Origin of the sequence: Acetivibrio saccincola (genome assembly GCF_002844395.1) — a bacterium.
Lineage (GTDB): Bacteria > Bacillota > Clostridia > Acetivibrionales > Acetivibrionaceae > Herbivorax > Herbivorax saccincola.
Genome location: NZ_CP025197.1, coordinates 159,802 through 168,889, shown reverse-complemented (window position 1 = coordinate 168,889; position 9,088 = coordinate 159,802). Strand labels below are relative to the sequence as shown.

The following is a 9,088-nucleotide window of genomic DNA, read 5'->3' as shown; positions in this document are numbered from 1 at the left end:
AAATATCTGTCATTTTAAATATATCTTACCTGATTTTTTCTTGATATCTATTAAACGTTTTCGAAGTATCTACATGTAAATCGTTTAACTCTAATAATATTATTTCAATTGCATCCTTATTCATTTTTCTTTCTCATTTTTAAAAAAACAAATCCCAGGTCTCATCCCCTCCGTAAAATTTATTATAAAATACAAATATATTAAAATTTACATTATAATACATTAAAACTGTTAATTAAACTTTTTTCGTGGTATAATGTCCCTGATGTGTAGAAAGGGGGCGAAGTATGTTTGGAAATCAAAGAATTAAAAACTCAACAAGATTTAGAGAATAGTTTAACTCAGGTCTTAAATGAACTTAAAAAAACAATTTTGAATGATTTAGATTTTAAACAAGCAAAACTATTAACTTATTGGTTAAACGACTGGAATGAAAAATTTTTAAAAAATGAGAAACAGTTTGACCCGAAAAAACTTATAAAATATAGAAGAGGCAATATTGTATCCGTTCATTTAGGCTATAACATTGGCTCAGAACAAGGTGGACTTCACTATGGCTTAGTAATTGATAATAATAATGAAAAAAGTTCTAAAGTAATAACAATTATTCCTTTACGTTCTCTAAAAGATAATGAGAAACCAGAAGATATTGATGACAGGTTTGAACTCTATTTAGGTGATGCGATACTTACAGATAAAATTAAATTTTTAGAAAACCAAATAGCCTACTTAGATGAGCAAATAAAACAGTCAACAATTAAAGATAAAAGTCATATATTATGTAGTAGAAAAAGGGATAGATATATGAAAGAATTGAATAATCTAAAAAAAGGTTCTGTAGCCATAGTGTCCCAGATAAGGACAATAAGCAAAATGAGAATTTATGAACCTATAAAAGCCTATCATTCTTTAAGCAATTTTATACTTAGCACCGATAAATTAAATGAAATCGATAATATGATTAAAAAATTATTTTTAGGGAAAACTATCGATACATGAAAATTTTGATAGAGGTCTTGACGAAATTATAAAAATGTATTAAAATTTAATTACTAAAACAATGTTCTTTAAGGTTTTCTTAAAGAACCGTCCATTTGGACATCACGAATACAAAAAATTATTTTAAGAGCCCCTTAGCCATATGCTAAGGGGCTCAAACGTTATCCCTGTCACTTATAATACAGTTCCTCCTATATTGATAAATACATGAATTTTATTGTTAATATATTAATATAGAATTACATGACTATCATAAATATGACATCTACCTTCATATTTAATACACTTATTTTCTTTAGTATCTGTAATATGGACAAACTCATAGTAGTTATCCTCTGTGTCTTCAATCCATTGTGAAATAATCAAATATCTATTATTTATATATTCTTCAAAGGATATGTTCCTATCTTTTTTAAAACATAAATTATAATCACAATTATAGATTCCTTTAATCTCTATAGAATCATCTGATTCTATTTCTTCATATATTTTATTATTATCATATATTAATCTACCCTTAACATCTTTGTGGTTTATTTCCTTCACAACAGTAGATTCAAAATTTGTTTTATTTATCGCAAATATCTTCTCTATTTGAGTTATAAAATCCTTTTCTCTAAAATATATATTTTTGTCATCCATTCCAAGATATCTTACCCAGCCATTAATATGCCTTTTACAAATAACCTTAAATGGTACATTTTGTTCGCCAATTTTAATAGTTTTTACAAAATCATTTATGTTGATTAAATACAATGCCTCTATTTCTTTAACTAAATCCTTACTTAACTTGTTTGATTGAATTAAATTATAAATATCTTCATACTCCCAATCATCCATATAAGTCTCATTAAATATCAAATATTGTTGATTGTCGTGTATAAATGTAGGTAATTTATTTATTAAACCATGTACTACTGAAAGTCCATCCACTAACCTCAAGTCTTTTATAAAATATATTTTATCCTCTGATAAGTCACATAAATAAAGGTAATGACTATACCCCTTCTCCTTATTTTCAGTATATTTCCTTTCATTCATTTCATCTATATCCCCATAGAATACGAAGTAACGGTTGTTGATTGATATTGGAATAGAAGTGATTTCCTCCTTAATCTCAAAGGAGTTCATTGATTTAATTTTCTTCGTTATCTTGTTTAAGATATCTATCTCTACTTTATGTGGAAATTTCATCTTAATTATGAAAATCTCTTCTCCAAAAATATAAGCATATTGATTATAAAACTCATAATGAGGAATTTCATATCTATATATTTCTTCTACAGTATTCGAATTAAGGTTATATCTGCTAATACAATAATAATATTTTTCTTCTATTTTATTGTCTTTTGAAAATATGATTTCATTAGTCTTATAATCTAATATCCTTGTATTTAAACCAGAATAAGGTCTTAAATCAATAATCTCCACTAATATACCCTCCTCAATGATTACTTTAAAATAAAATTTATTTTAATTTCTACTTATGATATGTCTCATTATATCTTATTTTCAACACTGGTTCCATTGGTGATGGTTTGTGATTTTTTAAGTAGAACACTTTTAAAGTATCGTCTTAAGTTTTCTATTATCGCTTAAGCACTAGGATGAGTTTCACAAACTCAGTATTATATGCCTTCTCAATAATACCTAAACATGCAATGTCTTATCCTTATATGTAGTCTTGAACCTACCATTTAAAATTACAATCATATCCTTTATTCTTTAATACCTGTTCTATTTCCTTATAAATTACTTTCATATATCTTGTTTTAACACCTGCTGTTTCTGCCAAATTCCATAATGTCATCTCTTTTCCCTGTTTTTCTAATTCTTCGATACCCCATTTTATTTTTCTTATATGGTATTCCTCCATACTTTCCAATTCTGATTCTATATATGATTTAGTCATAGGCAGTTTTTCTCTTTTCTTAGAGAGCCAACCGCTAATCCCTAATTTGCTCCCGATGGTTGTCCAAGTTATCCTTTCAGGCTTACCTTCTTTCATTTCCTTTACCACTTCCTTCACTCTTGGAAGTAGTTCAGCATCCCTTTTAGCCCAATCAACAGTATTGGTTGCTGTTTTTATTCTGCGATAGTTTTGTTCCAACCATTTACTATCATATCTTTTTAACCATGTATATAATCCATCATTTTTTCTTCTTATCTGGTTACTACTTATATTAGCATACTGAACATGAAGTTGAAGCCATTTCCTCCTGAATTCTTCTCGTTTAATTTTAAATTCTTCAGTGTCAGTATACTTTTTGTGAAGGTATTTTCCACCTCCGTTAAACTTCCAAAATGGTTCAATTCCAAGTCTATCGATACTTTTTCTAATTGTCTTGGTGGATGATTTTAACACATCTGCAATTTCTCTTATAGATAATCCTGACTGGGCAAGTTCTATCAGTCTCTGGTCCCACAGTTCCTGATAAGTATCAATATTATTCTCATCTTCATCATTAAAACCAAGTTTTATATTAAACAAATCAGCGACAGGAATATCAAGAAACCTCGCTAATAATAGATATCTTACTGTATAAGTTGTTCTATTATTTTTTCGTATCATATCTGATAGCCAACCTCCACTATTATTTGATACAGGAGATTGAACTAGTTGTAAATATTCATGTCCATAAAAGTCCACAAAGTCTTGCTTTAATTTCTTCTGGTGAATATAGTTATTCATTCTTGCATAGCCTTTTTCAACTAACTTAACCCGGAACTGACTTTGAAACCATTCAGGCTCTTTAAATCCAAACTGATTGTTTAAAAGTATTTCTGCATCCTCTGCCATCCAAAGCATCTTCTTCATTAAATCATCTGGGTAATTTATTTCTTTTTCTACTTTACAATTCTCCTTAGATGCACTAATAAATCTCTGTCTGTTTCCTGCTCTAATAAGTTCCGTACTTTTATAAAGGGGTATTTTATGTTTTGGACATACAAATACCCCCGTAATTTGATGGCTTCTGTGCCAGTATGGCTCTCCAAATGTTTCTATATCTTCTTTGAAACACTCAAGGCAAAATCTAAAATACTTATTTAAGGTAATGGAATTTGATATTAAACCTATTCTTATGTAGGAAACAGCACCCTCACCGTTTCTCATAGTTTGAATTATTTTTTTAGCACGTTCCTGAGGAATAAATGCTGCAAGAAATGGAAATAAGGTGTGCTTAAAGATAAAGTATTCTGCTGTATATTTTGTATTTACAGGCATATTTCTGATTAACGCATCCAGTTGTGTAGGCAGTTCCATTGCTGCTATACAGTTCCTTGTTCCAAATAAATCCTCAAAATTATGTATCTCTCTTATATTCCCGCTTCTCATGCAGTAGCGTGCCAATGTACTGTATAAAAGTTCGTCTGGATAAGGTGTTGGAAAGAAGTTCATCATACCACCTCCCTGGAAAAAATATCATCTTTAAAACTTATAATATACCCAGATTCTTTTAAAACCTCATAAGCGCTTTTATTATCCTTTTTCCCCTGTTCAACAACAGTCCGGATATCAAGTAGATTTGCCGTACTCTGTTTTTCCTTTCTTCCTTTTACCTTCCTTATTCCCTTTTTCTCTGGCTCTTCCTTCATGCCTTCATCTTTAAACAGCGCCATCGCATCTTCCACCATGCCCTCTGCACTTACATCCTGATTTTGAGAAGGCATGGTATCAATTATTTTCTGAGCCTTCTTAGCATCCATTCCTAAATCAACAAGTTTTACTACGGCTTCCTTTTTCTCCTCCATGAGGTTTTCCTGCTTCATTTTGTTTTGCCTTTTCTTTATTTCCTTTGCCCGCAAATCCAGGTTAATAGATTCTTTGGTTCGGGTTAAAAAGTCATCGAAATCAATACCTGTCATGCAGATATCTTCATATTTAGCAATTTCTCTGATGTTGCCAGTCTTTAAAGCAGTCAGCATTGGCTGTACTAATTTTAAGTTTTCCTTCGCCGCCTTCCTAATAATATATGGAGTTATCTCTTCCTTTCCTGATGAAATGGCGTAGGCTTGAGCAATAGCATAGACTTTTTTTAATAAATCAGGTATCCCCTGCGTTTCTTCATATAAAATACTGCTTATTTCAGGAGTAAAGGGAGTTTCTTTCCTCGTCCACTGGTAGTGCCATATTGAACTTACTAATAAATCCCACACCTCATCTTTTTGAATCCTGTCGCATACCATATCGCCGCCAAGACCTGACCCTCTTCGTGCCTGCCTGAATTCTCCTTGAAATATCTTAATAGCCGCTGGTGTTCCAACTAGAACAATTGATGTGTTTACATTATTTACAAGATTCACAAAGAAATTCAGCATTTTTTCACTTCCTCCCGATTTAGCCATGCTTAAATGCTGGATTTCATCTATCACTAATAAGCCTAAAGAGCAATTTCTTACTACCTGATTCATTACTGTCATCATTGCATCTGCTGTTGCCCTTGTTTTCATCATCTTTTGATAATAGTTGGTTCCCAACAGCCTGTCTATTTCTGAAAAAAATTCATACAGCAATCCCTTAATGGACCCGTCATGAGGACATTCTAATTTTACCCATACTACCTGATATGCTGAAAAAGGAATGCCCCTATACTCCGAATGAACAATAATTTGTGGGTACATATTTAGTATACGCTTCAATGAAGATGTCTTCCCTAATCCCGATATGCCTATAAGCGTAAATCCAAAGGATGATGGATAAAATCCGTCATCATCCTTTGGATTTACAGGATTCGTTCCATAGTAGTCTCTGCAAAAGCCCTGAGCCAGTTTACTTTCAAACGGATTTCGGAAAACATACCCCTGACGCAGGGCACGTGATATCTTTCTTTCCAGTTCTATATTCATTGGTATGGGCTGAAAGACTTGAAAGAGCCTGTCTACCATATAAATTCTGTAGTGGCTGTCCAACTGTCTTTCATTTTGAAGGTATTCAGGATAAAAAGCCAGTTTCTCTACTACTTCATGAGGAGAAAGAAGATTTGGAAGTGCTTCTATGAAAGGATTATCCTGATAATCTGGTATTACCTGTTCCTTATATTCTGCTTCTTCTGCCATGCTGCCATTCGGAATTATTATCTTCTTCACCCTTCAGCACCTCCTTCTGCCTTTTAAAAAGCAACTGCAGGGTATTTATCCCATCTTCAAAATCTGCTTCATTAAACACGCTGCTATCATAATCTTCTTTGTTATTTCCTAGTTTAAATGCTTCTTCTGCCCTTCTTGCTGTTTTTTCAATCTTCCTGTTTCCCCTTATACTTTTTATCCTCTGCCTGTCGCTCTCTGCAGTACTTGTCTCCCTTTTATAATCTTCATCCGCCTGTTTTACGATATCTTCTATTTCTGCAATTAGTTTTGTTTTTGCCTGTGCCACCGAATCTTTACTTTTCTCTTTCTGCATTCTTTCTATCGCTAACAAATACTCTATTTCCTCAATTGCTTTATCTTTATATCTGGTACTGCTCTCTATTAAAAAACATTTCTCATATTCTTTGGGATTATCGCCACAGACATAAATGCAGTTCATATTGCGTGGGTCGTAACTTATCTTTACTCTCCACATTCCATTTGTCCGTGCATTTGCAAATACATCATTTTTTAGCATGTTCGAAGATGCATAATACATATCTTTATATTTTATTCCTTTTTCAGTAACTACCGCTGTATCAGAAGGCATAAGGGCCAATTTAACAATGTCCTCCGATATACTCCGCAGGGTTCCTCCCCTGTTTGCAATTCCCCAGTTCCAAAGTTCAATGGGAATACAAGGGACATCATCCTCCACCATCATCTCGTCCCGCTTATAGTAATCTAAGTGATAATAGTTATTGTGGTATAAAATGCACTTTATCATAATCTGTGTAAACTGGTATAAATCAAGTTTTGCTTTCAATCGGTAGTCCTTGTCCCCTCTTTCCCTGCCGTCTAAATCTACAGCACCAGGTAAAAATGGTTTTACTCTCTCATTGGTAAGGCTAAAGAACCGTTCTACCGCTGATTTCAAGTCTGCACGGTATGGAGGTGTATTCTGCACTTTTATATTCAGCATGTTTATAAGATTCTCAATATTTCCTCCTTCCAGTTCTCCTCTATCAGCAATAATAGCCTCTGGTAAGTAGTGGACTGGCCAATCCTTCTCCTCTATTTCAATACCGTACTGTCTGCAATATTCTACTTTATTCATAGTTGCATTTAAAAGCGCCATCATGGCACCAGTATAGGAACCGCTCTCCAGACCTATATAGATTCCGCATATCATACGGCTAAACTTGTCAATTACTGCATAAATGGCAGGTCTGCCTATGACCCAGTTTCTATTAAACCTTGATACTAAGTAGACATCACCTACCTGGCAGTCTATTTCAAAAGTTCCAGGCTGTATTACTCCGCTTAAAGCACTTCCCGTTATGGCCCTGTACTGCTTTAAAAATTTCTTGTTGCTATAGCGGCTAGTTATCTCTTTTTTTATATTACGCTCCTTCTCAAACCAATATCTGAACTGGCCAAAACTCGGAATCTCTGATTGAGGTTTTATGACAGGTATCTTTACGCCATTTTCTTCTTTAAAGCCGTCTGTAAAATATTCTTTCCTCATCAGTTCATATGTCAGCGTAAGAGAGTTTTTTGCTGCAGTGTAATAATATTTATTAACAGCAATGCGGAAAATTCTTTTAATGTCCTCGGTTACATTTACCCCTTCTCCATTTATGTCCTGATACTTCCTTGGCCTGCCCCTTTTTGCATTTCCAGCCTTCCTCTCTTTACCTTTTCCCCCGCAGTTCCTATAGTCTGGTATTAAGGCATTAGGTGTTTTCCCTCTTTTCCAGTACCTCTTAATATACTCAAACACCCACAATTCACTAATGTTATATGCTTTAGAAGCCTCACGAACTGCCTTCCTCCTGAAAGAAGACTGATAAATTTCTGGTTCCTTAGCCACCATATCATTAATCACTGCCCAAGCCTTGTCCCTCATCTTTCTATGTTTTTCTGGAATATCTTCTTCCTTTAATATAACTGCATATGCATCATCTTCTTTAATAACTGCCCTTCCATCTATTAGCGCACTATCTATGTCTGCAGTACTGCGCAGATATGGAGCGCTGTTTTTGTTAACATCAATAACATACACTAATTCTTCATCCATCCAAAGTACTCTTTCTATGCTGGTACTTTCACTTTCATCCTTCCATTCGATTAGCGAATTAACTGTATACTTTAACAACCTCATGCCCTCCTTTACCGCTTATTTCAGGCAGGCGCAGTGAAGAACCACTCTCATTGAGATTGATAGGCTTATCCATATTAAAGGCTATCCTTTTGCCTGCTATTAAATGCTTAAACAGCAGTAACCCTACCCCTGCATCCAAGGAATAGTCCTTTTCAAATTCTGATATAATTTTCCTGATATTCTGCTGATTATCTATAAGCCTATATAAAAGTCCATCTAGTAAATCATTAAACTCATCGATGGAAAGTCTGTTGCAGCCATCGGAAGTCATCGCCGAATGAATCCACTCTATATTTTTTGCCCTAACATCGTTGATGTCCTTATTTGTCACAATACCCCAGTTAATTCCTTTAGCAGTCCAGTATCTTCTTTCAATCTCCAGTTTTTCAATTGTAGTCTTTTTTGATAATTCCGATGCATATTTTATGCTTCTTGCAGCAAAACTCTTTTGTCCGTCAGGATTTAACAGCGTAATTAGAAATGTTGTAGTTAATATGTAGGGTTCTTTTGTTTTCTTATCTATAAATTTGTCTAGTTTTAAATCCGATGTATTTTTCAACACTACTTCTAAATCTATAAGAGGATAATGCTCCCGAATATCAATAACCCTTTCTTCCCAATCTAATAAATAGAAATATTTTAATTGCGTATCTGAGAAAAAATGATGAATTCTATTGGTTGTCCATCCAAAAACTCTCGTTACCCTACCCATTGATGGAAAGTCCTGAATCGTCAACCAGGGTTTATAGTTTTCTCCTTCTCCCTGTCCTCTGCCCTCTTTTAGCCATCTATCTAATTTATTTGAATCCCAGTTATTACTTCTTTTAGCCATCTTGTTCCCTCCATTTAATTTAGAAA

The 9,088-nt window shown here is 33.6% G+C and carries 6 protein-coding genes; 1 reads left to right on the top strand and 5 read right to left on the bottom strand.

Translation table 11 applies throughout. From position 1 onward, the window contains the following. Positions 1-291 precede the first annotated feature (291 nt). Positions 292-999 carry a type II toxin-antitoxin system PemK/MazF family toxin gene (locus tag HVS_RS00850; protein ID WP_094549718.1) on the top strand — a complete coding sequence of 236 codons (708 nt, stop codon included), beginning with the start codon at positions 292-294 and terminating at the stop codon, positions 997-999. A gap of 228 nt (positions 1,000-1,227) precedes the next feature. On the opposite strand, the gene HVS_RS00845 is transcribed toward HVS_RS00850, so the two are convergent. From HVS_RS00845 to HVS_RS00825, 5 genes are all read right to left on the bottom strand, one after another. Then, a complete protein-coding gene (locus HVS_RS00845; RefSeq protein WP_101298580.1) occupies positions 1,228-2,430 on the bottom strand; it encodes a hypothetical protein in 1,203 nt (400 codons plus the stop codon). A 259-nt stretch (positions 2,431-2,689) separates the two neighbouring features. Beyond that, on the bottom strand, positions 2,690-4,402 hold the full coding sequence (locus tag HVS_RS00840; RefSeq protein ID WP_101298579.1) for a TnsD family Tn7-like transposition protein: 1,713 nt from the start codon (positions 4,400-4,402) through the stop codon (positions 2,690-2,692). After that, the gene (locus tag HVS_RS00835) at positions 4,399-6,087 is read right to left on the bottom strand and encodes an ATP-binding protein (protein ID WP_242971626.1); all 1,689 of its coding nucleotides are present in this window, start codon (positions 6,085-6,087) and stop codon (positions 4,399-4,401) included. Before HVS_RS00835 ends, HVS_RS00840 begins: the two co-directional genes overlap by 4 nt. Then, positions 6,035-8,224, bottom strand: coding sequence for a Mu transposase C-terminal domain-containing protein (locus HVS_RS00830; RefSeq protein ID WP_101298578.1), 2,190 nt, complete (start codon positions 8,222-8,224; stop codon positions 6,035-6,037). Before HVS_RS00830 ends, HVS_RS00835 begins: the two co-directional genes overlap by 53 nt. Next, entirely contained in the window at positions 8,205-9,062 is an 858-nt protein-coding gene (locus HVS_RS00825) for a TnsA endonuclease C-terminal domain-containing protein (RefSeq protein WP_101298577.1), read from the bottom strand. Before HVS_RS00825 ends, HVS_RS00830 begins: the two co-directional genes overlap by 20 nt. Positions 9,063-9,088 lie beyond the last annotated feature (26 nt).

Coding starts and splice junctions, on each gene's coding strand:
- HVS_RS00840 (WP_101298579.1), bottom strand. CDS start 4,402: ATGATGAACTTCTTTCCAACACCTTATCCAGACGAACTTTTATACAGT.
- HVS_RS00825 (WP_101298577.1), bottom strand. CDS start 9,062: ATGGCTAAAAGAAGTAATAACTGGGATTCAAATAAATTAGATAGATGG.